Here is a 21,646-nt window from a genome sequence, read left to right on the forward strand (position 1 = left end):
CTTGAAAGGACCCTAGCATCGACCACGGGCCGGTTGTCTATAGTTAGTTGGGTGACTAACTCAAAGGGTTCGCGAGGCGCCGAAGCCTGACCGCCGCCGCGGCCAGGGTCCTGCACGAGCAGGGCGTCGAGCGCACCCCCCTGGCGGAGTTCCTGATCGCGCTGCGCGGGGCCAAGGCCGTGCCGGTACCCGAGCAGATGGTGGTGGAACGAGCGGGACCGGGCGGGCAGGCGATGCAGGTGAGGCTGTCGATCGACCTGGAGGCGTTCGCGTCGCTGCAATGGCGCAAGACCGTCCGGGCCCCGGCGCGACCTGGGATGCCGGCGCGCCGCCACCTGGACGTCTGCGTGTTCTCCTACCTGGCGGCCGAGCTGCGCTCGGGCGACATCGCGGTGGACGGGCCGGACTCCTACGCCAACCTGCGCGACCAGCTGATGTCCTGGCAGGAGTGCCAGCCGCTGGTGGACGCGTTCCACGCCCAGGCCGGGATCCCCACCGACGCGGCCGCGCCGACGCCCTGACCGCCGCCGGGATCGGCGACGAACGGATGTACGTCGACAAGAAGACCGGGACCACCGTCGACCGCGACGGACTGAACCGGCTGCTGACCTATGCCCGCCCCGGCGACACGATCGTGGTGCACACTCTTGACCGGATCGGCCGCAACCTGCGTGAGGTCCTTAACCTCGTCCATGACCTGGCCGAGCGCGGGATCGGGGTCCGGTCACTTGCCGACCCGCTGCCCATCAACACCGCCGACGAGGGCATGGCCCGGATTGCGTTCCTCCTGCTGGCGTTGTTCGCCGAGATGGAGCGCACCTTCACCGCCGAACGCGCCGCTCACGCCCGCGCCGTCGCCGAAGCCTCTGGTCGCCACATCGGCCGCCCCGTCGCCCACCCCGACGACAAGATCGAGTACGCACGGCTCCTGAAGGCCCAGGGTGACTCCCTCGGCGTCATCGCGACCAAGACCGGCATCCCCAAGACCTCGCTGCACCGCTACCTGACGGCCAGCGATCAACCGCAAAGCGAGTAGACGACTTCCCGACACACGCGCTGCGGCTGCTCACTCCCAAGGATCTTCGACTTCCCCATCAGCATCCAGACCGAACCAGTGGAGCCGACCGGAACTTTCGGCGTCACCGTGCCGATGACGCAAGCCCGCCAGGGACCACAGCGCGTTGGGGTTCCCAGCATCGATGGCTTGCCGGTACAGCTGTTCGGCGCTCGCGGGGTCCCCGGCCTGCTCGCGCAGGTGTGCCAGGTACATCAGCGCGGCAGGATGTCCGGCGTCGATGGCTTGCCGGTACAGCTGTTCGGCGCTCGCGGGGTCCCCGGCCTGCTCGCGCAGGTGTGCCAGGTACATCAGCGCGGCAGGATGTCCGGCGTCGACGGCGTGCTGACACAGCTGCTCAGCGCTCGCAGGATCCCCGGCTCGCGTGCGCAGGATTGCCAGGTGCATCAGCACCCCAGGGTGTCCGGCCCCGGCGGCGTGCTGGGCAAGTTGTTCGGCGCCGGCCCGGTCACCGGCCCTCTCGCGCAGGTCCGCCAGGTACATCAGATCGCCGGTGTTCCTGGCGTCGGCGGCGTGCTGGGCAAGTTGTTCGGCGCTCGCAGGGTCCCCGGCCTGCTCGCGCAGGTGTGCCAGGTACATCAGCGCGGCAGGATGTCCGGCGTCGACGGCGTGCTGACACAGCTGTTCGGCTTTCGCACGGTCCCCGGCCCGCTCACGTCGGCGCGCCAAGTGCATCAGCACCCCGGGGTGTCCGGCCCCGGCGGCGTGGTGGGCAAGTTGTTCGGCGCTCGCAGGGTCCCCGGCCTGCTCGCGCATGTCCGCCAGATACAACAGCGCCTCTGGGCTCCCTGCGTCGGCAGCCTGCCAGGCAAGCCGTTCGGCGCCTGCTGGATTTCCGGCCCGCTCATGCAGGCCCGCCCGGTACCTCAGCACCTCTGGGTTCCCGGCGTCGGTGACCTGCCGGGCAAGCCGTTCGGCGCCCGCACGGTCACAGGCCCCCTCGCGCTGGCTCGCCAGGTAGATCAGCTCATGGGGGTTCCCTGCGTCGGCGGCCTGCCGGGCAAGCCGTTCGGCGCCCGCATGGTCACCGACCTTATAGCACCGCTTCGCCAGGTAGCTCAACGCGTGAGGGTCTCCGGTATCGGCGGCGTGTCGGTACAGGTGATCGGCATGGCGGAGGCGCCACCGGTCCTCGGCGGCCTCGCCAAGGGCAGCCTGGTCTTCGGGGGTCCGGGCGTGGTGGGCGGCAGCGTTCCAGAAGGTGGCCGGTGGGCAGAGGAAGATGCGTTCTGTGCGGCCGTGTTGTTCCAGGTAGTCGGCCAGGCGGTACTGCGGGGTGGGTGGGGGTGTTTGGCCGGGGCGGGGTCGGTGTTCGATCAGGGGGCCGGGGAGTCGCCGGTGGGTGGCGGTGAGTTCGTCCAGGGCGGCGATGAACCAGTCGGGGTCACCGGCGACCTGGTCCCAGATGTGGTCGTCGAGATATCCGGGGGCCGCCTCTTGCAGCAGTGGTTCGGGCAGGTAGGGGCCGTGGCCCAGCCGGCGGGCGTCCATCGCGGCCCACAGCACCGCTCGGACCGCCGGACCGCCCTGCTGGTAGCGGCGCAGCAATTCCGGCGCCCCAGCCAACTCCTGATTGATCTGCCCACCCCGCGCGCGCTTGGCGGCGGTGGCCAGCCGGGGATCGGCGGCAACAGCCGTGGCCAGCTTGGTGAGCTGGCCGGGCGTGAAGCAGGCCGGGGCGGTGACCTCCTCGCCCCGGTCGAGCAGGGCGCGGGCAGCCCGGTGCGGGTCCGGGGCCGACGCCTCTTGGGGTGTGGTGGTCAGTAACCGCCGAAACTCCGGCCACATTGAGCCCAGCACCAGCACCGGTCCCCGGGAGTCGTCGGCCAGCAGCGCCTGCAACTCGGCCGCGACCAGCTCACCGACCTGCTGGGGCTGCAGATAGAACTGGGCCTCGTTCAACCAGATCACCGACCGCGCCGCCACCCGCCTGGTTCGCAGCGCCTCCACCACCGCCAGTAGCCGCTCCGGGGTCAGCGGATGCCAGACCCGCCAGTCCGGCAGCTCGGCCCGGATCGCTTCCCAGCACGCCCGCGTCTTGCCGGTTGAGGAGTCCCCGATCACCATCACCAGCCGACTGCCCTCCCCGGCCGCCGTCACTGCCTCCCTCAGCCGGTCGTCGAACCCCGCCCGGTCCAGGTACGGCGGCAACACCGGCATCGGCGCCGCCCCGGACGCCATGCCCGTGGCGGCGAAAGCCTGGTGAACCCCCAACGCCAGCGCATCCCGCTCATCCAACTCACCGATCACCCGACCCAGCGGCCCTTCCGAGGGGCGGTCCGGATCAGGCGAAACCTCCGCTCTCTTCGACCGCGCACCCTCGACCAGGCGTGCCCGTGCCGCCAGCCAAGGCACCGGGTCCTGACCGCACGTCTCCACGAAGCTCTCCAGCGTTCCCGCCCGAGGGACCGCGGTGCGACCGGTGATGAGCGCGTGGACGGTCGCCGGACTCAAATCGGCGGCCGCGGCCAGGTGGTGCACGCCGTGCGGATACCGGGCGGACAGCACAGCCAACTGTTCGGCCAGGTCCTGGCTGGTCCTGATCCGGGCCGGGTCGATCGCAGCCATCCACACCACCCAACTGTTCGGAAACGTTCGGTTCCACACCTACACCCACAACCCTGACCAGGCCATCCCGCCAGGATCGATCGATATCGCTGAACCATCTCGAACCCGAACACCCCTCGGCGCGATCGTGCTGTCACCGGCCCCTCCACCAGGAAGGACACCACGGTGGCGAACAGCACCGCCCGCGACCACCACCCACCCCAGCCCTCGGGGAACGGCCCAGGCGTCTTCGTCCCGCAACACGTGATCGCCACGACGATCTGCCTCCTGCTGGGCCTGACGACCGCAGTACTGGTGTCGCTCTTCCCGACGATGTGGCTACCGGTCGGCGCCGGCATCGAGATCACCGGACTTAGCCTCGCCCTTTACGCCTTCTGGCACGAACGCCGCCATGCCTGAAGGACGTTCGTCACGATCGGTGGGTGTTCCGGCGGAGATTCCCCATCGGAACACCGCCGCAAGACCATGTTGGTCCGGGGATGTAGTTGTTGTGGCACAACAATCATCGCTGTACAACGACTCTCGTGGGTATTCCGGTCGAGCCTTCTCGCGCGCTGTCGTCCCGCGGACGGACCATCGTGCTGCTGACCTGCTTCTTGAGCGTGGTCGTGGCGGGGCTGGACACGACGATCTCCAATGTGGCGCTGCCCTCGATCCAGAGGGAACTGCACGCGCCGGTCAGTGGCCTGCAGTGGGTGGTCGACGCCTACACGCTGGTCATGGCGTGCCTGTTGATGTTCTCGGGTTCACTGGCCGACCGGTTCGGTCGGCGCCGGGTGTTCCAGATCGGGCTGGGACTCTTCTCTCTCGGTTCCCTGCTGTGCGGCCTGGCGTCGTCTCTGGAGGCTCTGGTCGCCTGCCGCGCCCTGCAGGCGGTGGGCGGCTCGATGCTGAACCCCGTCGCGATGTCGATCATCGCCACCACCTTCACCGACTCCAAGGAACGCGCTCGCGCGGTGGGCGCGTGGGGAGCGGCGGCGGGTCTGAGCGGAGCCGCCGGCCCGGTGCTCGGCGGCCTGCTGGTCAGCGGCCTGGGGTGGCGGTCCATCTTCTGGGTCAACGTGCCGGTCGGTGCCCTGGCCATCTGCCTGGCCCAGCGGTTCGTCCCCGAGTCCCGGGCGGCGCACGGCATGCGGTTCGACGCCCTCGGCCAGCTGCTCGTCGTCGCCTTCCTCGGCTCGGTCACCGCGGCCGTCATCGAAGTGCCCCAACACGGCTGGGGTTCGCCGTTCATCATCGGGCTCTTGGTCCTGGCCGCCGGCGCTGTGGCCGGGTTGATCGTGGTGGAGTCGCGACGTGCCGACCCGCTGGTGGACATCCGGGTCTTCCGCAGTCCTGCGTTCTCGGGAGCGGCGATCATCTCGGTGGTCGCCTTGATGGCGCTGGGCGGGTTCTTGTTCCTCAACACCCTCTACCTGCAGGACGTCCGCGGCTACAGCGCGCTGCACGCGGGTCTGCTCACCTTCCCGATGGCGGCCGCGCTGGCGGCATGCGCGATGATCTCCGGGCGCATCGTGGCCGCCCGGGGGTCCAGGCCGGCGTTCGTGCTGGCCGGGCTGCTGCTGGCGGCGGGGACCGGCCTGCTCGTCGGGACCGGGCACGGGACCGGGACCTGGTACCTCGTTCTCGCCTACCTGCTGTTCGGTGCCGGCTTCGGCCTGGTCGGCACCCCCTTGACCAACACCGCACTGTCAGGGATGCCGCGCGATCGGGCCGGGGTGGCCGGAGCGATCGCCTCGACATGCCGCCAGACCGGCGGCGCGGTCGGCGTCGCGGTGTGCGGTTCGATCGTCGCGGGCGGCTCGGCCGGGTTCCTCGCGTCGAGTCATACCGCCTGGACCGTCCTGACCGGCTGCGGCATCGCAACCGCGCTGCTCGGCCTGATCTCGACCGGGCGCTGGGCCCGAGCCCGGGCCGAACGCAGCGCCCGGCGGCTGAGCACGCACGCTTTGGAGGCGACCCGATGAACCCTGACCGGATGAGTCCCGGCCCGGCGGGCCCCGACAGGACCACCGCCGACGGCGTCTCAAGCGCACCCGCCCTGGCGACACGGGCCTGGACGGAAATGCAGGCGTTCGTCACTGGCGCGGACCGCCGTCGCGCCCTGCGCGCCGAGCTGGACCTCGGCCCCAAAAGGGCAGGGGTACTGATCAAACTCACCGAAGGCCCGATGACACTGCGCGAGATCGCAGAAACCGCCGACGTCGATCCTCCTGCCGCCACCATCGCCGTCAACCAGTTCCAGCGACGCGGCCTCGTCCGCCGGGACCCGCACCCCGACGACAACCGCCGCAAGCTCGTCCACCTCGCCGACGCCGGACTGCAAGCGGCCGAAACGGCCCGGAGGATCCTCACCGCCCCGCCTCCGGTGCTCGCCGTACTGGACGCCGATGACCTGGCCGCCCTCACCCGCATCTTCACCAGGCTGAACTCCACGCCCCAGCCGGCGCCGACCGGGCCAGAAGGCAGCTGACCCGACCACGAACCTCAAGAAGGGTCGTGGAAGAGACGCAAGCCTGCCGGCGGGTTCCCTGATCCGGTCCGGTTCAGGTGCGCGGTGCGCCGAACAGCACGCGGGCTCCAGGTCGGGCCGGGTCACGGGGGCTTGGGCGGGTGGGGTGAGGTGGAGGGTCCAGTTGCCGGCCCCGGGCCGCCTCGTCCGACACCCCCAGCCGCTCGCGCACGGCACACGGTGCCGCCTGGCCGATGCCGAAGCCGCCTCCCGCGTCGACATTCGGGGCGGCCCGGCTCGCCGGTGATCACCTTGTCCTCGTGCGGCGCCCATCCGAAGCCGCGCAGAGCCCTGGGCCAGTCGTCGGTGGGTCCGCCGAGTGTGCGAGCCGTGGCCGGTGACGCGCACGGTGGTCGCCTCGCCGCCGTCGCAGGGTGCGTCCTCGGGCCGCCGGCAGGCCGGGGACAGGTCGGGGACAGGTTGCACCGCATCCGGTGGTCCGGCCCTTGTCTCTCGGCGTCCGCCGAAGGGGGACGGCCCTGATGAGGAGCCGGATCCGGTCGCTGGCGGGGAAGCGGCGCAGGAGAGTCCCCTCGCGGGGGGCGTGGTGGAGCCGGACAGAGTCCGGGTGGTGATCTTGTCGGACCGCTTCATTGTCGGGACCGTCGGTGCTCGGTGAGGCTGGCACGCATGACGACTTCGTTGGACGACCTGGCAGAGAAGGCACTGCGCGGCGAGACCCCCTCCCGCGAGGAGGCGCTGGCCGTGCTCGCCGGCCCGGACGAACTCCTCGACGTGGTGGCCGCCGGGGCCCGGGTACGGCGGCACTTCTTCGGCCGGCGGGTGAAGCTCAACACGATCATCAACATGAAGAGCGGGCTGTGCCCGGAGGACTGCTCCTACTGTTCGCAGCGCCTCGGCTCGTCGGCCGAGATCCTCAAGTACTCGTGGATCACCCCGGAGAAGGCCGCCGAGACCGCCGGTCAGGCGGTGCGGGCGGGCGCCAAGCGGGTGTGCCTGGTGGCCAGCGGACGCGGCCCGGGCGACCGGGACATCACCCGGATCGAGGACACCATCGCGGCCGTGAAGGCCGACAGCCCGGACGTCGAGGTCTGCGTGTGCCTGGGCCTGCTGGCCGACGGCCAGGCGGAGCGACTGGCGGCGGCGGGGGCGCACGCCTACAGCCACAACCTCAACACCAGCGAGGCCCGCTACTCGGAGATCTGCTCGACACACACCTTCGCCGACCGCACCGGCACCCTCCGCCGTGCCGGGCACGCCGGCCTCTCCCCGTGTTCCGGGGCGATCCTCGGAATGGGGGAGAGCGACGACGACATCGTCGATCTGGCCTTCGCGCTCAAGGAACTGGACCCGGACTCGGTGCCGGTCAACTTCCTCATCCCGTTCAAGGGCACACCGCTCGCGGACACCTGGGAACTGACACCGGAGCGTTGCCTGCGGATCCTGGCGTTGTTCCGCTTCGTCTTCCCCGACGTCGAGGTGCGGCTGGCCGGCGGACGGGAGATCCACCTGCGCGGCCTGCAGTCGCTCGCGCTGCACCTGGCCAACTCGATGTTCCTCGGCGACTACCTGACCAGCGAGGGCCAGCCGGGCGCGGACGACCGGCAGATGATCGCCGACGCGGGCTTCGTGATCGAGGGCACCGATGAGCGGACCCTGCCCGACGCCCGCCACGACCTGGTCGCGATCCGGCGCCGGGGTGCGGGCAGCGACCTGCCGGCCAACGCGTGAGGGCCGCCGAGCTGCTCGACCTGGACCGCGAGCACGTGTGGCATCCGTACGCGCCGATGCCCGGGACGTCCCGGCCGCTCCTGGTCGAGTCGGCCTCCGGTGTACGTCTACGCCTGGCCGAACCCGTCGACGGCGTCACGGAACTGGTCGACGGGATGTCGTCGTGGTGGGCGGCGGTGCACGGCTACGCGCACCCGGTGATCGACGCGGCCGTCCGCGACCAGATGGGGCGGATGAGCCACGTCATGTTCGCCGGGCTGACCCACGAGCCGGCGATCCGGCTCGCGCACACACTGGTGGAGATCACGCCGGAGCCGCTGCGGCACGTGTTCCTCGCCGACTCGGGGTCGATCTCGGTCGAGGTCGCGATGAAGATGTGCCTGCAGTACTGGCGGGCCCGGGGCCGGGGCGGCAAGCGCCGCCTGCTGACGTGGCGCGGCGGCTACCACGGCGACACCTGGCATCCGATGTCGGTGTGCGATCCCGAGGGCGGCATGCACCACATGTGGCAGGGCGCCCTGGCCGACCAGGTGTTCGCCGACGCGCCGCCGCGCGAGTTCGACCCGGCCTACGTCGAGCACCTGGACGCGCTGCTGACCCGGCACCGGGACGAGGTCGCGGCGGTCATCGTCGAGCCGATCGTGCAGAACGCCGGCGGGATGCGGTTCCACTCGCCGCGATACCTGCGCGCGCTGCGCGAGCTGTGCACGGCGCACGATGTGCTGCTGGTCTTCGACGAGATCGCCACCGGCTTCGGACGCACGGGCGAGCTGTTCGCCGCCGACCACGCCGGGGTGAGCCCCGACGTGATGTGCGTCGGCAAGGCGCTGACCGGCGGTTACCTGAGCATGGCCGCGACGTTGTGCACGGCGGAGGTCGCGGCCGGGATCAGCGCCGGCGACTCCCCGGCGCTCGCCCACGGGCCGACGTTCATGGGCAATCCGCTGGCCGCGGCCGCCGCCAACGCGGCGCTGGGGCTGCTACTCGAACAGGACTGGCGTGCCGACGTCCGGCGGATCGAGACGGCCCTCGCCGCCGGTCTCGCACCGGGCCGGGCGATCACCGGAGTGCGGGACGTCCGCGTGCTCGGCGCGATCGGCGTCGTCCAGCTGGACCACGAGGTGGACATGGCCGCCGCCACCCGCGCGGCCGTCGGACACGGCGTCTGGCTCAGGCCGTTCCGGGACCTGATCTACACGATGCCGCCGTACGTGACGTCGGACGAGGACCTCGCCGCGATCACGTCGGCGATGCTGGCCGCGGCCGCCGCGGGCTGACCGCGCACCGCCACGCCCACACCCCGGGGGTTGAGCAGCATCGGAACGAGAATCCGCGTTAGGCGTTGGCTCGGCCTGACGGTGGCGTGACTCTTCGTTCCGATGCGGTTCGGGATGGGCGTGTTTCAAATCGACTCATGAAACGATTTCCGGGTTAGCGACCCTGAGGACGCCTTCCTGCGTGTGGAGGCCTTCACCTGCCCGATGTCGACGTGCGGCGTCCCGGCCGGTTCCCCGTTCCGGACGACCAAGAACCGGGTGGCCGTCCAGTACCACACCGCCCGGTTCAAGCTCGTGCCCGCGCTGGCGAAGGTGCTGAAGGTGCCGACTCTCGCGGGGGCCCGCCCACCGCTCGGCGTCCGCCTCGCTGCCCGTCCCCCCATCCGGCGTCTCCTCCTGGTCGCCATTGGCGAACGCCTGCGCGAGCACCGGACGCCACGCGGCCCGCCCGGCCGCGTGCACACGCCTGAGCACGTCCAGGAGCACCGCGACGTCAGCGATCGGCATCGCGGAGAACACCCGCCTCAGCGCGCCCCGCTCGTACACCGAGACGCTCGCATCCTCCAGAAAGCTCACGCCGCACTTGTTCAGCGTGTCGACCAGGTTGAGCACGCGCAGCTCGGCGGCCAGATCCTCGGCCATCTGGCCGCGATCCGCAGGGCTGAGCCCGCCGTCCTCCAGGCCCTGGACCGTGGCCGAGAGATCCTGGCAGACCGGAGAGTCCCGGAGAACATGGTCTCGATCGGTGAACGGCCCGGCCGGGAGCGGCCCCGGCGGCTCAGTGACGTGGGGGGATTTGCTCACGCCGCGACGCTACTCCCGCACCCCGACGCCGCGTCCCCCTTATCCGATCACTCGGTCTCGCGCTCGACGTCGACCCGCCCCGCACCAGGCCCCAAGGCGCCTACAACCCGCACCGGTCGTACAGCGTCACGGCCAGGCCGCGCGCCAGGTTCCCAAGCGGCCCCGGGTACAGCGCGGCCGGCTCATCCAGCAGCGCGGCGACCACCTCGGCCTCACCGGCGTTCAGCAGGGGGTGCCGTTCCCCGCCCCGGTGGGCGTCCAACCTGCGCGCCAGGGACTCGGCGTACTGCTCGGGGGGATGGGATCGCCCGAGGGCTGGCGGACGCGGACGTACGCCGGGGGCGGCCCCGGCGGGCGGTGTGGGTGCGGTCATGTCCCGGGACGCTGCCGGGACGGCCGCGCCGACGCCGGAGGCCCGACCGCTTCGATAGGTCCATGGCCGTCAACGACGGTGCCGGTTTCTGGGGTCGTCCCGCCAGCTAAGGCCGAGGAGGTCAGCCCTGCGCGGACGCGGTCAGTTCTGCGGTGAACGCAGGTGTTCGACCAGGCCGGGCTCGCGCTGGCATTCGGGGCAGCTCGGCTCCCCGGTGACCACCCTGCCCTCTTCCGGTGCCCACCAGAAGCCGCACAGCGCCCTGGGCCAGTCGTCGGCGGGATCGGCGACATAGTGCGAGCCGTGACCGGTGACGCGCACGGTGGTCGCCTTACTCCCGTCGTAGGGTGCGCCCTCGGGCCACCGGTAGGCCGGGGACAGGTCACACCGCATCCGGTGGTCCGGCCCCTTCTCCCGGCGTCCGTAGAACACCCTGCTGCCCGCGTCGACGGCATCGGCCAGCCGCTCGAACGAAAGGTCGTAGTCGTACATGTGCGACCAGCTTCCCGGTTCCTGCTGTCTGGTCAGCGACCGGAACTCCAGCTGCAGCCGCGCCAGGTCGTGACGGTTCACCCGCACGTGTCGGTCGCGCGGTTGTAGCCGTAGTCCTCGGTCTTGTTGCTCGGCACCAGGGTGACTCCTTCGAGTGCGGCGTCGGGTCCTTCATCGTCGCTGTGGCGGTCATCATCATCACCTCCCGGCACTCCGCCCTGCGTCCAGACACAAAACCCAGCGTCGACACGGGCCTAGATCGGCATGGGGAAGCGCGGCGGCGGCGAGCCCGGCCCATTGCCCGTCCTCGTCGCCCGGGTCACCGGACTCGGCCCGGACGGTGAGCAGGCGCTCGACCTTTCCGGCCGCCAGGAAGCACACGCTCGTGGAGTCCATCCCTCCGGACAGGTCCGCGCTGAGCGACGTCCTGCCGTGCGCGCGGACGGCCACGGCGTCATGCAAGGCCCGGCGCACGCGGGCGACACCGAGCGCGCGGACCGGTGGTTCCGGTCGGCGCGCGAAGCGCTGCGCGAGCTTCGCGACGGCTGGGACCATCGCCTCCCGGTCGTCTGGGCCCTGCTGGAGTGCGGCCGGGAGGACGAGGCGCGGGCCCTCCTGGCCGAGGCCACCGGCGATCCCGGCGGCACCGCCGGTGTTCCGTTCGTCGCCCACGCGCTGCGCAAGGGCCGGGTCGACCTCGCCGAACGCATTCTGCGCGACGCCGAGGACTGGTTCCACGACTGGACGGTGGTGGCGCTCCTCCGGAAGCACGGCCAGGACGACCTGCTGCGCGATTGGGCCGAGCGCAACAACCTCGCGGCCGACGAACCGGGCGTTCCGGCGGACGAGGACCTCGCCCGCCGGTACGCCGAGATCACCCAGATCCCGCCCGCGAAGCGCCAGGTCCCGACCGCCGACCTGCTCATCCAGGCGGCGCGCCAGCACCGGCTCGACGCGGTGCTCGCGCTCCTCCCGAAGCTGCCCATGCCGACCTACGCTGGCATGTCCTCGCACGACCGTCCGTTCGCGGCGTTCAGCGCGCTGCGCATCGTCACCACCGGAATCGACCACGAGACCTGGTGACACGCGCGGGTCACGTCACTCCTCGCGCTGCACCTCGCGTCATTCCTCCCGGCTCAGAACGGCGATGTCGCCGCCGAAGCAGACGACGAGCCGTCCTTGGGAGGTCGTGGCGAGCGCGGTGACCGGGTGCGGGAAGACCAGTTCGTCCGCGGCCGGTTCGTCCGCGGCGAGGTCCCATACGCGGACGGTGCGGTCCTCGCTCCCGGAGAAGGCGATCGGACGACCGTCGAGGACGGCCGTCGCCAGGGCCGTGATCGTGCCGGTGTGGCCCGCCAGCGCGGGCCACACCACCGAGCCGTTGGACGCGTCCCAGACGCGGACGACCTGGTCCCTGCCCGCGGTGAGGGCGATCGAGCGGCCGTCGAGCCTGGTCACCGCGACCGCGCACAGGTCGTCGGTGTCGCCGAGCCGCGGGTCGTGGACCCTCCGGCCGTTCCGCGCCTGCCACACCACGGTCTCGGCGGACGCGTCGCCACCGGCCGTGACGACGACCGCGCGGCCCCTGTCGTCCTCGGTGACGGCGGCGGCGCGCACCGGGGCGTAGTGCAGGGACCGCAGGCGCCTGCCGACGCGCCTGCCCGTCCGCAGCTCGTGGACGGAGACGGCGTTGTCGTAGGTCCCGGTGACCACGACCTCCCGCTCGCCCTCCTTGCCGAGCGCGACGGAGATGATCTCGACGTGGTGGTCGGTGGCGAAGCGCGCCTGTTCGCGGCCGTCGGCGAGGTCCCACACGACGATCTTCTCGTTCGGGGTCGCGACGGCGACCGGACGGCCGTCCAGTTCGGTCACCGCGAACGCCGAGATCGGGCCGGTGGAGATCGGCTCGGCGACGGGCGTGCCGTCGGACAGGTCCCAGGTTCGCAGGCGGCCGCCGCCGGCCGTGACCACGACCCCGCGACCGTCGATCTCCGAGACGGCCGCCCTGGCGGCCCCGCCACCGGGGCGGGGACGAGGGGCGTCCGGGTCGTCCTCGGCGGGGGAACGCAGTTCCCAAAGGAAGATCGAGTCGTCGTCGCCGGACACCAGCGTGGGACGGCCGTGGAGTTCGGCGAGCGCGAACGCGGCGGGCCCCGACTTGTGGCCGGTCCAGGGGTCGCCCACGGCCTCGCCGGCGGCCAGGTCCCACATCTGGATCTCGGCGTCCGTCCGCCTGGTGCCTCCGATGATCGCGACGGGTCGCCCACCGACGTCGCCGATCGCAAGGGGGTGGGACCCGCGTCCGGCGATGGGCAACCGCCGCACCTCGGTCCGCGTGGCCAGGTCCCAGACCCTCGCGGTGTGGTCACGAGAGGTGGTGACGGCCACCTGGCGGCCGTCGACCGTGGCGGTGGCCACCCCCACGATCTCCCGCCCGTGCCCGACCAGCGGGTCGCCGAGTCGCCGACGCGTGGTCAGGTCCCAGAGGGAGACCGTGCAGTCGTTCGGGTAGGCGCCGCTCGCCACGAGGGCGACCGGACGGCCGTCCAGGTCGGTGACCGCGATGGCGTGCACCTCGGCCGCGAGCCCGGCGAGCGGCTCCCCCGACTCGCGGCCCTCGGCCAGATCCCAGACGCGGACCTCGTTCTCCGCGCCGCCGCGTCCGCCGGACAAGGCCACGAGACGGCCGTCCACCTTCGTGACGGCGAGGGCCCGGACCTCGGCGTCCGGTGTGGTCAGGGGCGTTCCGACCTGCTTGCCGAGCGCCAGATCCCAGGTCCTGACCGTGCCGTCGTTGCCGCCGCTCAGCACGACGTCACGGCCCTCGATGGTGGTGAGCACGACGGCGTTCACCGCTCCCTGGTGGCCCTTCAGATCGCCGCCGATCTGGTCGCCGGTGATCGGGTCGAGGACGCGGAGCTTCTGGTTCCACCCCGCGGAGACGACGACGGCGCGTCCCTCGACCGTTCCCGTGGCGAGCGCCCGGCAGGTGCTCCCGGGGAGGGACAGCGCCGCGCGGTCGGTCAGGGCGGCTCCCGTCGCCCAGTCCACGCGCCACGACAAGCGGGAACGGCTCACGCCCGTCGGACGATCCGGGCCCTCGATCGAGGTGTCCCAGAGCAGCATCGCGTTGTCCCGTCCGGCGGTCACGGCGACCGGACGGCCGTCCAGCTCGCCGACCGCGAGGGCGGTCATCCAATGGGCGTGGGACTCCAGAGGATCTCCGACGGGGCGGTCCTCGGCCAGGTCCCACATGCGGAGCGCGCGGTCGGTGCAGTCGACGATCACGATCGGCCGCCCGTCCACCATCGTGGTGGCGATCCCGCGGAAGGCGCCCGTGTCGTGGCCCCGGAACGGCTCTCCGACCACCTTGCGGGCGGCAAGGTCCGTGACCTGCAGGGACTTGGACGGCCCGCCGTCGGTCACGGCCACGGGACGCCCGTTCAGGACCGTGACGGCCAGGGTGGTTCCGTAAGCCTTCAGCGGCTCGCCCAGGCCGCGCCCGTCGAACGGATCCCAGAACCGCATCGTGTGGTCCCCGCCCAGGGTCACCAGCACCGTCCGGCCGTCGACCTCCACGGCGTCCGCGTCTTGCACCAGCCCTGCGTGGCCTTCGAACGGTCCGCCGATCCGCGTGCCGTTCTGGAGGTCCCAGATCTGGATCGGGTCGGGATCGTAGCCGCAGCAGAGCGCGACAGGCCGCCCGTCCAGGACGCCCGTCGTGATCCTGATCAGGCTGTTCTTGCCGGCGCGCAGCGCGTCCCCGACCTTCGTTCCGGTCGTCAGGTCCCACCGCTGGACGCCCCTGTCGTAACCGGCGACGAGCATCGGACGGCCGTCGACGGTCGCGGTGGCCAGGGCCGTGGCCCGCTGGTCGAGGACGCCCGTCTCGTCGCCGGTCGCCATGTCCCAGACGCGCACGGTGTCGTTGATGTACTTCGCGCCGATCGCGACGGCCCTGCCGTCGACGGTAGCGGTCGCCAGCGCCTCGATGCGTTCGGTCCGTCCGGCGAAGCGCCGGAGCCGCCGGTTGTCCGGCAGGCGTCCGGTGCTCCAGACCGTGGTGGAGCGGGGGTCGTCACCCGGCGGCACCGCCACGTCCGCGATCCGGCGGGCGAGGTCGTCGGCTCCCCAACGGGACGCGTCCAGGCTCAGCGCCTGACGACGCCGGACGGCGTCCACGCGCCGATGCCGTTCGAACGACGTCCGGTAGACCGTCGCCGCCAACCGCGCCTCGGCGCTCACGGCTCGTGGAAGCAGGGCCAGAATCTCGCCCGGATCGCCACGGACCAAGTGTTTCGGATCGCACAGCAGGTCATCGGCGGACGGCGGATCAGCGGGAGCAAAGTTGATCATGCTCAGGGACCCTACTGAGCGCGCCGACACCAAACCCCCCATATGCCCAAAGCCGCAGGCCGAGACCGCGCCGTCCCTGAACGGGGGCCGCTAGATCGTTGATGGGAATGTTGGTGCTAGTGGTCGTAGGCGATCAGGGATCGTTTGACGGGCTGGTCGGTGAGCCAGTTGTGCCAGATGGCGCCACCCGGGCGGCAGGACCAGCAGCACCACCACCCGGCGGGACCTGCCCACCGCCCGCCACTGCCCGTCGACGATTCCGGTGCCCGCGTCGGCGACCCACCAGGCCCCCGCACCGCGCCGGGTGATCCGGGCGATACGGCCGCGGTCCATGTGCACCGTCCACGCCTCGACGTCCTCCACCCGGCCCCGGTGCAGATCGACCGGGCGCAGCCCCATGGAGAGCATGTCGGCGTAGTGGCCGGCGGACCCGTGCGCGTTGGGCTGGCCGGGCTGGACCACCAGCAGCGGGTGAACGGCCCTGCCGAGACGGACCCGGCTGAAGGTGAACCAGTCCGCCTGACCGTAGGGCCCGGGGGAGTACGGGGCGGGCGCGGCGCCGCCGGTGGGAAGGCCGCGCGCGTGGCGGGCGGCGTCGGCCTGCTGCGCCGTCCAGATCCGGGGACGGCCGCACCCGGGGTGCGTCCACACCGGCATCAGCGGGGGCCCTCGAAAGGCTTACCGCCGGTTTCCGTTCCGATGTTCCTCAACCTCCGAGTTGGAGGCGCCGCTGCCAACTGAACGGGCTGGGGTCGCCGGTGGGCCGATGCGGGATCGTGACGGCGGGCCGGGTCCTGGACGTCCGCCCTCTGCGTGGAGGGGGACATGGGCGTGTCGTTGCGAGTGGCCCTGCTCGGCCTCGGGGGGCGTCCGGACGGGCGCCGGATCCGGATCGAGGCGTCCGGCGGTCAACATCTGCCGGACGCGGCCGATCGGGCTCGTTCCCCGGAGTTCCGCAAGGCCGTGGGCGACTTCGGCGACTCCTGCACCTGAGCTCGGACGCTCACGGCTCGAGGAGGTTCGCGCGGAGGCGGGCCACGACGTCGTCGCCGACCTCAAGGCGTCCCCGGACGTACTCGCCGACCGATCCGTACCGTCCGGTCAGGTCGGTGAGGAACAGGCGCATGACGTCGGCGGGCGCGCGTCCGTATCCGGGCCAGCGCAGTTCACGTCCAGGGTTCTCGGCGTGCCAGTCCGCGACGAAATGCCTGGTGGCGAGTTCGGTGAGGGCGAAGTCGGCGAGGATTTCGTCGCCGTCCACGCCGACGAGGGACAGGACGAGCGCGGCGATCATGCCGGTGCGGTCCTTGCCGGAGTGGCAGTGGAACGCGACGGGGGCGTCGGCGGCGGCGATGACCTCCAGGACGGTCCGGATCTCCTTGGCGCCGTCCTCGGCGACCTCGGCGAACCGGTCGGCGAGGTAGCGCCAGGGGTCGACGCCGGGGTCGATCGCGGCCTGGTCGTAGGGCCGGTGCTCGATGCTGAGGTTGTGGAACTCCAGCCCGTCGAACTCGGGGACGCGTCCGCGCCGCTCGATCTCCCACGGGTAGCGCAGGTCGATGACCGTCCGGACGCCGAGCCCGAGGAACCTCTGCCAGTCGGCGCCGTCGCCGGGGTTCAGCTTGCCGAGCGAGTCGGTTCGGTAGAGACGTCCCCAGCGGACGGTGCGGCCGCCGTCGCCGCGGTACCCACCCAGGTCACGAAAGTTGTGAAGCCGCTCGAACGCGATATGTCTCTGCACGCGCGTCACCCTACTGCCCGGCGATCTCGCCGGACGGCCGCTGCCCTGGGGCTCAAGGCTTGCGGGCGACGCCGCAGTGGCCGTCGATGTCGGGCCCGGTGAACGGCCCCGGGTCGGGACGCCACAGGTGGTACCGGACCACGCCCGGCTCGACCAGGTCCAGCCCGTCGAAGAACGCGGCGACCCGCTCCGGCGTGCGCAGGTGGTACGGGACGGCACCGCTGTCCTTGTACAACCGCATCGCCTCGGCGTGCCCGGCGACGTGCGCGCCGTCGGTGCCGTCCGACAGCGACAGGTGGCTGCCCGCGGGCAGCGGCTCGAGGAGCCGGCCGACGACCGCGCGCGCCCGGTCGTCGTCGGCGATATGGCCCATGACGCCGTTCAGGACGAGCGCGACCGGCCGGGTCAGGTCCAGGGTCCGCGCGGCGGCGTCCAGGACCCGGTCGGGGTCGCGCAGGTCGGCGTCGACGTAGGCCGTCGCGCCCTGCGGGCTGCCGGTCAGCAGGGCGCGGGCGTGCGCGAGGACCAGCGGGTCGTTGTCCACGTACACCACGCGGGTCTCGGGGGCGACGCGCTGGGCGATCTCGTGGGTGTTGTCGACGGCCGGCAGGCCCGTGCCGACGTCCAGGAACTGGCGGATCCCGGCGTCCGCGGCCAGGTACCGGATCGAGCGGCGCAGGAAGTGCCGGGACGCGCGGGCGGCGTTGACGATGTCGGGGTACAGCTCGGCGACGCGGTCGCCGACCCGGCGGTCGACGGGGTGGTTCTCCTTGCCGCCGAGCCAGTGGTTCCAGATCCGCGCCGAGTACGGCACCGTCGCGTCGTTCGGCGTCCCGCCCGGGGGAGTGCCGGTGATGTCGCCGCTCATCCCTTCATGGTCCCCGCGGGCGCGTCCCGGGGCCAGCGGTTCGGTCGGACGGACGTCAGAACCCGCGCCACGGTCCACCCGCCCGCCCTGCCCCGCCCGGTCCCGGTCGCCCGCCTTCCCGTGATACTACTTGCCGCGTAGTACGAAGCGCGTACTATTCGTGCCGGGGCGCCCACCCCGCCCATCTCCACGGGCCACCCACCCCACACACACGACCCCCCCCCACCCACCACGAGAGGCCCCCCTTGACACCACCCACCGCCCCCGCCAGGCCGATGATCCGCGCCGCGGGACTGTCCAAGCGCTACGGACGCCGCCCCGCCGTCGTCGACCTCGCCTTCTCCGTCGAAGCCGGCCAGGTCTGCGCCCTCCTCGGCCCGAACGGCGCCGGGAAGACCTCCACGATGCGGATGCTCGTCGGCCTGTCCACCCCCGACACCGGCACCGCCGAACTCCTGGGGGACAAGGTCGCCCTCGGCGCCCCCGCCCTGCACCGCGCCGGCGTCCTCATCGACGGCCCCGCCTTCGTCCCGCACCTGTCCGGCCTGCGGAACCTGCGCCTGCTCTGGTCGGCCGCCGGCCACCACTGGCCCCCACCCGCCCTCGACGACGCCCTGGACCTCGCCGGACTCGGCCCCGCGATCGACCGCAGGGCCAAGAGCTACTCCATGGGAATGAAACAGCGCCTCATGCTCGCCCAGGCCCTCATGCGCGACCCCGACGTCCTCATCCTCGACGAACCCGCCAACGGCCTCGACCCCGCCGAAGTCCGCGCCCTCCGCGAACACCTCACCACCCGCGCCGCCGGCGGAGCCGCCGTCCTGGTCTCCAGCCACCAGCTCGCCGAGGTCCAGCAACTCGCCACCCACGTCGTCGTCATGAACCACGGCCACCTCGTCGATGCCGGGCCCCTCGACCGCCTCACCGGCGCGGCCGACGACGCCTACCGGATCGAGGTCGACGACACCGCCGGGGCGGCGAACGCCCTGCGCCCGCTCACGGGCGTCACCACGGTCACCGCCCACGACGACGCGATCACCGTCACCGCCCCCGGCGTCCCGTCCCGCGACCTCGTCCAGGCCCTGGTCACCGCAGGTGTCGGCGTCACCTCCGTGAACCGCGCCGACCGGTCCCTCGAAGACGCCTTCCTGACCATGACCCGAGGGGACGACGACCATGCTGCGCGTTGAACTCGCCACCCAGCTCCTGCGGATCCGCACCCTGGTCGCCCTCGCGTGCCTGGCCGCCGTCCCCGTCATCGCCGGACTCGCCACCGCCTCCCACGCCGGACGCCACAACGGCACCCAGGGCGGACTGTTCGGCGCGTCCACCCTTTCGGCGCTCAACCACGCCATGGCGTGCCTCATGTTCATCGGCCCGCTGCTGCTGCCGCTCGTCGTCGCGCTCCTGGCCTCCGCCATCGGGTCCGCCGACCGCGACTGGGGAACCCTCCGCTACCTCTACGTCGCCCCGGTCGGCAGGCGCCGCCTGCTGACCGGGAAACTCGCCGCCGTCACGATCGTGACCACCGGAGCCGTCCTCGCCGTCCTGATCGGCGGCCTGCTCACCGGGATCGCCCTGTTCGGCTGGCACCCCTTCCACATCCTGAACGCCCCCACCCTCACCACCGGGCAGACCCTCACCCGCGTCACCGAGGCCACCGGCTACACCCTCCTGTGCATGCTCAGCATCGCCACCATCGCGTTCGCGTTCGGCCTGCTCCTCCCGCGCGGCGCCGAAGCCCTCGGCGCATCGCTCGCGTTCGTGGTCATCGCCACCATCCTCAACCAGCAGTCCTCACTGCACCGCCTCGCCGCCGTCCTCCCCGTCCACTACTGGCAGAGCTGGACCGCCCTGTTCAGCCCGTCCGGAACGGCCCCCCTCGCCACCGGAGCCCTGTGCCAGCTCATCACCATCGCCCTGGCCACCACCCTCGCCTTCGCCGTCCTCCACCGCCGCGACCCCGCCGCCTGACCCTCCCGGCCCGCCCCAGCGGCAAGGACGGGCCGGTCAACCACCCCTATGCCACAGCCGAGCGGGGCCGCCGCGTCACTCGCGCAGTCCGTCCCGGCCCTGTTCCCGGTATCGGCTCTCAGGGGCGCGGTGACGGCCTTGAGGTGAGTGCTTGGGCTGCCTGGCGGATCCGGGTTCGTGGGAGGGTGATGGACAGCCAGGTACTTGGGTCCGTGTCCTGCTTGACCGGATGCAGGGCCCATCCCTCCGAGGCTCCGGCCAACCTCACGGCCGTCATGAGCAGGGGGCCGTGTTCGCGTTTCACCACCAGCCAGGCGCGTCCCCTCAGCCGGGCCGCGACGGTGGGGCGGTCGGCGGGGGCGGTGCGGGTGCCGCCGTCTCGGACGGCTTCTCCGACGTCCTGGCAGGACACCTTCGTTTCGAACCCGAGTCGCCAGACCTGGGTCATGAGCGGCACCAGCTCCTCGTCGATGCTCACCATGTCGCCGTCCGGGCTGGTGAGGAGCCGGGTGGGGTGTACCTGGGCCAGTCGGTCACGGGTACTCCTCCAATCGGTATGCCGCCCACGTGCCGATCAGGGCGGCGTGTCGGGTCACCCATTCGTCCGGGCGGGCCTGTGCGGCGTTGCTCCAGTGCGCGGCGTATCCGGCGGTGAATGCGTTGAGGGCCTCGGGTGGGGCTCCGGCCCATGCGGGGAACTGAGAGGCCCACGCGTCGGCGTCGCGAGGGTGGTGTCCGGCCCCGATCAGCCAGGGCATCAGCATCATCAGCTCCAGCCACGGCGCTCCGCGTGTGACGAACGCCCAGTCCACCACGTAGGCGTTCCCGTCCTCGGCGATGATCAGGTTGTCCTCGTTCAGATCGGTGTGCAGCAGAGCGGCACCGGCGAACACGGCGGGGCTGTCGGTGTACTTCTGCCAGCGTCGTTCGGCCGCCAGCATCGGGGTTTGCGGACATGACGCGTCCTGGAGGGCGTGGACGATCTTCGCCAGCGTCTCCAGGTCCGGTGACCCGGCGGTGAAGTCGGCGCGGCGGCCTTCGATGTGGTCGAAACCCAGCGCGAGCCACCCCCCGGTTTCGGTCTGCCACCGAAGCCGGGGGGCGAACTCGCGCACCGCGGGGTTGATGGCGGCCTCACGGCGCAGCGACATGACCTCGGGTCCGTCCCGGTCTGCCAGCTTGCGGGCGGCCTTGACGAACACCCGCCCCGCCGCAGTGTGGACGGTCGAGGCGATGTCGGCGTGGTTGCCCGTGGACGCGGGGACGATCTGCCCGATCCGCCCGGTCTCGGCCTCGATCTGGTTCCGCAGATCCTCGGGCAGGTCGGCCCAGTCGCTACGCACGTGAAGCCCTTCCTAGATCACCCGGTCAGAACCGGATGGTGTTCGCGCCGGTCGGCAACAGGTCCCGCCAGTCGATCCCGGCGTCCTGGAAACCCGGGCTGTTGCACTCGGGCGGGCAGCAACTCGATCCGGCCTCGCCCTCCCAGAACTCCGGGTCCACGAAGTATCCCGTGGCGTGAAGCTGCGGAATGGTCCGGGCCAGCGCCGCCCCGGACCTGATGTCGTCGTCCATGACGGGGCGGTGGTGGATGAACGATCCGGCGAGCGCCAGGCTCATCGGAAGGTACACCTCGGTCCGCTGGAGGCTCAGGTGCCACGCCTGGTCCACGGGCGGCGTCGGCACGATGCGGACGTAGGCGCGCGGGTCCTGCCGCTCGGCGCAGCGGATCCTGCCCACCGCCGAAAGGAACACCAGGTTCTGCCCGACGGCGCGGGCACAGTAGTCGTGGGTGGCGTGCGTGGCCTTGCGGAAGTCGTCGACGAGCAGCGCGAACGCCTCTCCCGGGATCAGCTCCCGGGGATCACGGCCGGTCGAAGTGATGCTGTCCAACGCGATGGTCATGGCTCCTCC

General features: G+C 71.8%; 22 protein-coding genes and 1 pseudogene. 11 read left to right on the forward strand and 12 right to left on the reverse strand.

What is annotated here, in order from left to right; genetic code table 11:
* Positions 1-203 precede the first annotated feature (203 nt).
* Complete coding sequence (locus EBO15_RS47300; protein WP_147481519.1) at positions 204-521, forward strand: hypothetical protein; 318 nt, start codon at positions 204-206, stop codon at positions 519-521.
* 26 nt (positions 522-547) lie between these two features.
* Positions 548-1,036 (forward strand): recombinase family protein, encoded by a 489-nt coding sequence (locus EBO15_RS16490; protein ID WP_122195282.1) that lies wholly within the window; start codon positions 548-550, stop codon positions 1,034-1,036.
* A 30-nt stretch (positions 1,037-1,066) separates the two neighbouring features.
* Here the strand turns inward: EBO15_RS16490 and EBO15_RS16495 are convergent, their stop codons facing one another.
* Positions 1,067-3,643, reverse strand: a complete 2,577-nt coding sequence (locus EBO15_RS16495) for a tetratricopeptide repeat protein (RefSeq protein ID WP_147481520.1) — start codon at positions 3,641-3,643, stop codon at positions 1,067-1,069.
* 165 nt (positions 3,644-3,808) lie between these two features.
* Between EBO15_RS16495 and EBO15_RS16500 the strand changes: the two genes are divergently transcribed.
* The 5 genes from EBO15_RS16500 to EBO15_RS16520 all read left to right on the forward strand — a co-directional run bounded on the left by EBO15_RS16500 (position 3,809) and on the right by EBO15_RS16520 (position 9,124).
* Entirely contained in the window at positions 3,809-4,042 is a 234-nt protein-coding gene (locus EBO15_RS16500) for a hypothetical protein (protein ID WP_026416367.1), read from the forward strand.
* A gap of 125 nt (positions 4,043-4,167) precedes the next feature.
* Positions 4,168-5,610, forward strand: coding sequence for a DHA2 family efflux MFS transporter permease subunit (locus EBO15_RS16505; RefSeq protein ID WP_233616240.1), 1,443 nt, complete (start codon positions 4,168-4,170; stop codon positions 5,608-5,610).
* A gap of 98 nt (positions 5,611-5,708) precedes the next feature.
* A complete protein-coding gene (locus EBO15_RS16510; protein ID WP_158628248.1) occupies positions 5,709-6,116 on the forward strand; it encodes a MarR family winged helix-turn-helix transcriptional regulator in 408 nt (135 codons plus the stop codon).
* A gap of 669 nt (positions 6,117-6,785) precedes the next feature.
* A complete protein-coding gene (gene bioB, locus EBO15_RS16515) occupies positions 6,786-7,847 on the forward strand; it encodes a biotin synthase BioB (protein WP_122195285.1) in 1,062 nt (353 codons plus the stop codon).
* Positions 7,844-9,124: an adenosylmethionine--8-amino-7-oxononanoate transaminase gene (locus tag EBO15_RS16520; RefSeq protein WP_122195286.1), complete on the forward strand. Its 1,281-nt coding sequence runs from the start codon at positions 7,844-7,846 to the stop codon at positions 9,122-9,124. The genes bioB and EBO15_RS16520 overlap by 4 nt, the downstream gene beginning before the upstream one ends.
* Positions 9,125-9,259: 135 nt before the next feature.
* On the opposite strand, the gene EBO15_RS44200 is transcribed toward EBO15_RS16520, so the two are convergent.
* From EBO15_RS44200 to EBO15_RS47305, 4 genes are all read right to left on the reverse strand, one after another.
* Positions 9,260-9,928 (reverse strand): hypothetical protein, encoded by a 669-nt coding sequence (locus EBO15_RS44200; protein WP_158628249.1) that lies wholly within the window; start codon positions 9,926-9,928, stop codon positions 9,260-9,262.
* Positions 9,929-10,028: 100 nt separating this feature from the next.
* Positions 10,029-10,301, reverse strand: a complete 273-nt coding sequence (locus tag EBO15_RS44205; protein WP_158628250.1) for a hypothetical protein — start codon at positions 10,299-10,301, stop codon at positions 10,029-10,031.
* Between the two features lie 141 nt (positions 10,302-10,442).
* Positions 10,443-10,874, reverse strand: coding sequence for a hypothetical protein (locus tag EBO15_RS16530; RefSeq protein WP_199744586.1), 432 nt, complete (start codon positions 10,872-10,874; stop codon positions 10,443-10,445).
* Between the two features lie 117 nt (positions 10,875-10,991).
* The gene (locus EBO15_RS47305; protein WP_122195356.1) at positions 10,992-11,348 is read right to left on the reverse strand and encodes an asparagine synthase-related protein; all 357 of its coding nucleotides are present in this window, start codon (positions 11,346-11,348) and stop codon (positions 10,992-10,994) included.
* 192 nt (positions 11,349-11,540) lie between these two features.
* Between EBO15_RS47305 and EBO15_RS47310 the strand changes: the two genes are divergently transcribed.
* The gene (locus EBO15_RS47310) at positions 11,541-11,876 is read left to right on the forward strand and encodes a hypothetical protein (protein ID WP_147481521.1); all 336 of its coding nucleotides are present in this window, start codon (positions 11,541-11,543) and stop codon (positions 11,874-11,876) included.
* Between the two features lie 39 nt (positions 11,877-11,915).
* On the opposite strand, the gene EBO15_RS16545 is transcribed toward EBO15_RS47310, so the two are convergent.
* On the reverse strand, positions 11,916-15,149 hold the full coding sequence (locus tag EBO15_RS16545; protein WP_158628251.1) for a WD40 repeat domain-containing protein: 3,234 nt from the start codon (positions 15,147-15,149) through the stop codon (positions 11,916-11,918).
* Between the two features lie 116 nt (positions 15,150-15,265).
* Positions 15,266-15,367, reverse strand: a pseudogene (locus EBO15_RS47495) (IS982 family transposase); the annotation flags it as partial.
* Positions 15,368-15,974: 607 nt separating this feature from the next.
* On the opposite strand from EBO15_RS47495, the gene EBO15_RS44210 reads away from it, so the two are divergent.
* Positions 15,975-16,142 carry a hypothetical protein gene (locus EBO15_RS44210; RefSeq protein WP_158628252.1) on the forward strand — a complete coding sequence of 56 codons (168 nt, stop codon included), beginning with the start codon at positions 15,975-15,977 and terminating at the stop codon, positions 16,140-16,142.
* A 10-nt stretch (positions 16,143-16,152) separates the two neighbouring features.
* Here the strand turns inward: EBO15_RS44210 and EBO15_RS16555 are convergent, their stop codons facing one another.
* Together EBO15_RS16555 and EBO15_RS16560 are read right to left on the reverse strand one after the other, a co-directional pair.
* Entirely contained in the window at positions 16,153-16,890 is a 738-nt protein-coding gene (locus EBO15_RS16555) for a tyrosine-protein phosphatase (RefSeq protein WP_122195357.1), read from the reverse strand.
* Positions 16,891-16,942: 52 nt separating this feature from the next.
* Entirely contained in the window at positions 16,943-17,758 is an 816-nt protein-coding gene (locus EBO15_RS16560) for an SAM-dependent methyltransferase (RefSeq protein WP_122195290.1), read from the reverse strand.
* 245 nt (positions 17,759-18,003) lie between these two features.
* Here EBO15_RS16560 and EBO15_RS46815 point away from each other — a divergent pair, with 245 nt between their 5' ends.
* Together EBO15_RS46815 and EBO15_RS16570 are read left to right on the forward strand one after the other, a co-directional pair.
* Positions 18,004-18,948: an ABC transporter ATP-binding protein gene (locus tag EBO15_RS46815; protein WP_147481522.1), complete on the forward strand. Its 945-nt coding sequence runs from the start codon at positions 18,004-18,006 to the stop codon at positions 18,946-18,948.
* Positions 18,935-19,732 carry an ABC transporter permease gene (locus tag EBO15_RS16570; RefSeq protein WP_122195292.1) on the forward strand — a complete coding sequence of 266 codons (798 nt, stop codon included), beginning with the start codon at positions 18,935-18,937 and terminating at the stop codon, positions 19,730-19,732. The genes EBO15_RS46815 and EBO15_RS16570 overlap by 14 nt, the downstream gene beginning before the upstream one ends.
* A 118-nt stretch (positions 19,733-19,850) precedes the next feature.
* Here the strand turns inward: EBO15_RS16570 and EBO15_RS16575 are convergent, their stop codons facing one another.
* From EBO15_RS16575 to EBO15_RS16585, 3 genes are read right to left on the reverse strand one after another with little or no spacing between them, the layout of a single operon-like run.
* The gene (locus EBO15_RS16575; RefSeq protein WP_122195293.1) at positions 19,851-20,213 is read right to left on the reverse strand and encodes a hypothetical protein; all 363 of its coding nucleotides are present in this window, start codon (positions 20,211-20,213) and stop codon (positions 19,851-19,853) included.
* A gap of 52 nt (positions 20,214-20,265) precedes the next feature.
* Complete coding sequence (locus EBO15_RS16580; RefSeq protein ID WP_122195294.1) at positions 20,266-21,075, reverse strand: phosphotransferase; 810 nt, start codon at positions 21,073-21,075, stop codon at positions 20,266-20,268.
* A gap of 25 nt (positions 21,076-21,100) precedes the next feature.
* Entirely contained in the window at positions 21,101-21,637 is a 537-nt protein-coding gene (locus tag EBO15_RS16585; protein ID WP_122195295.1) for a glycine-rich domain-containing protein, read from the reverse strand.
* Between the last annotated feature and the right edge of the window lie 9 nt (positions 21,638-21,646).

The organism is Actinomadura harenae (assembly GCF_003696215.1).
Lineage (GTDB): Bacteria > Actinomycetota > Actinomycetes > Streptosporangiales > Streptosporangiaceae > Spirillospora > Spirillospora harenae.

Bases quoted from the DNA above. Each gene is read 5' to 3' on its own strand.
- bioB (WP_122195285.1), top strand. From the start codon at position 6,786: ATGACGACTTCGTTGGACGACCTGGCAGAGAAGGCACTGCGCGGCGAG.
- EBO15_RS16560 (WP_122195290.1), bottom strand. From the start codon at position 17,758: ATGAGCGGCGACATCACCGGCACTCCCCCGGGCGGGACGCCGAACGAC.
- EBO15_RS44210 (WP_158628252.1), top strand. From the start codon at position 15,975: ATGGGCGTGTCGTTGCGAGTGGCCCTGCTCGGCCTCGGGGGGCGTCCG.
- EBO15_RS16585 (WP_122195295.1), bottom strand. From the start codon at position 21,637: ATGACCATCGCGTTGGACAGCATCACTTCGACCGGCCGTGATCCCCGG.
- EBO15_RS16570 (WP_122195292.1), top strand. From the start codon at position 18,935: ATGCTGCGCGTTGAACTCGCCACCCAGCTCCTGCGGATCCGCACCCTG.
- EBO15_RS47305 (WP_122195356.1), bottom strand. From the start codon at position 11,348: ATGGTCCCAGCCGTCGCGAAGCTCGCGCAGCGCTTCGCGCGCCGACCG.
- EBO15_RS16545 (WP_158628251.1), bottom strand. From the start codon at position 15,149: ATGATCAACTTTGCTCCCGCTGATCCGCCGTCCGCCGATGACCTGCTG.
- EBO15_RS16510 (WP_158628248.1), top strand. From the start codon at position 5,709: ATGCAGGCGTTCGTCACTGGCGCGGACCGCCGTCGCGCCCTGCGCGCC.
- EBO15_RS16495 (WP_147481520.1), bottom strand. From the start codon at position 3,643: ATGGCTGCGATCGACCCGGCCCGGATCAGGACCAGCCAGGACCTGGCC.
- EBO15_RS16575 (WP_122195293.1), bottom strand. From the start codon at position 20,213: ATGGTGAGCATCGACGAGGAGCTGGTGCCGCTCATGACCCAGGTCTGG.
- EBO15_RS44205 (WP_158628250.1), bottom strand. From the start codon at position 10,301: ATGACCGCACCCACACCGCCCGCCGGGGCCGCCCCCGGCGTACGTCCG.
- EBO15_RS16490 (WP_122195282.1), top strand. From the start codon at position 548: ATGTACGTCGACAAGAAGACCGGGACCACCGTCGACCGCGACGGACTG.